Genomic DNA, 1,252 nt, shown 5'->3' with positions numbered 1-1,252 from the left:
TGACCTGCCCCCCTTCGGTCCCTCGTTCATAACGAGAGTCTGCGGGTTTGATCTTGATAATCATGGGTTTCGGTTTGGGCAAGCGCGCCGGGCGCGGAGCCCTCAAATTGCTCAAGCGCTCGGCGCGCTTGCAGTGGCGTCTGGTTTCCGAGCGACGAATGCGGCCTGACGGCATTGTAGTCATATCGCCATAGCGCCAGCTTTCGCCGGGCATCGTTCAGGGTGTCAAAGATCTCCTCGTTCAATAGCTCGTCGCGCAGGCTGCCGTTGAACGACTCGATGAAGGCGTTCTGCTGTGGCTTCCCTGGGTCGATGTAATGCCACGGCACATCGTTCTGGTCGGCCCATTTCAGGATGGCCCGGCTTGTGAACTCCGTGCCGTTATCACTGACGATGCAACCTGGTTTTCCGTAGACCCGCACCAGCGCATCCAGCTCGCGGGCGACACGGGCTCCCGAGATACTGGTGTCGGCCATGAGGCACAGGTTTTCGCGGCAGCAATCGTCGATCACTGCCAGGATGCGGAACTTGCGTGAAGCACCAAAGCTGTCCGACAGAAAGTCCAGCGACCACCGCGCATTTGGGCGCGCCGCCTCCGGCATCGGTGTGCGTGTGCCGCGGGCCCGTTTGCGGCCACGTCGTCGCTTCACCGAGAGACCTTCCTCCCGGTAGAGCCGATACAGCTTCTTGTGGTTCATGATCATGCCCTTGCGTTCGAGCAGGACGCCGATCCGACGATAGCCGAACCGACGTCGCTTGCCTGCAATCTCCTGCATCTCTTTGCGGATCTCGGGGCAATCCGGCGGGCGTTCGCGCCGGACCGTCTTTGGATCGACACCGACAAGCCGGCAGGCCCGGCGCTGCGAGATGTCGTGATCCCGCATCGCTCTGAGCGCTGCCTCTCGCCGCTTGGTCAGCGTCGTCAGTTCTTTCCCAAAAGATCTTTCAGGACCACGTTGTCGAGCATCGTATCGGCCAGCAGGCGCTTGAGCTTGGTGTTCTCGTCTTCCAGCGCCTTCAGCCGGGCGGCTTCTGACACCTCCATGCCGCCGTATTTGGCTTTCAGCTTGTAAAACGTGGACGGGCTCAGCCCGTGACGACGGCACAGTTCGGCCGTCGGCATGCCCGCCTCTTGCTCCTTGATCATCCCGATAATCTGCGCCTCGGTAAAACGGCTCTTTCGCATTCGTCTGCTCCTTCAAGGTTGGGCAGACTCTACATCATGATGAGGGATTTCGCGGGGGGCAGGTCA

The 1,252-nt window shown here is 60.7% G+C and carries 1 protein-coding gene; it reads right to left on the bottom strand.

Going from position 1 to position 1,252, the window contains the following annotated elements; genetic code table 11:
* Positions 1 to 26 precede the first annotated feature (26 nt).
* Positions 27 to 1,186 (bottom strand): IS3 family transposase gene (locus F3H87_RS21725; protein ID WP_100165069.1). Its coding sequence is split into 2 segments (ribosomal slippage): positions 27 to 937 and positions 937 to 1,186, totalling 1,161 coding nucleotides; the frame shifts between segments, so codons are not numbered across the junction.
* Positions 1,187 to 1,252: the final 66 nt, after the last annotated feature.

The sequence above is a fragment of the Lutimaribacter pacificus genome, from assembly GCF_900142185.1.
Lineage (GTDB): Bacteria > Pseudomonadota > Alphaproteobacteria > Rhodobacterales > Rhodobacteraceae > Lutimaribacter > Lutimaribacter pacificus.
Note: the sequence above shows the minus strand (reverse complement) of the source record. Positions and strands in the feature narration are given on the sequence as shown.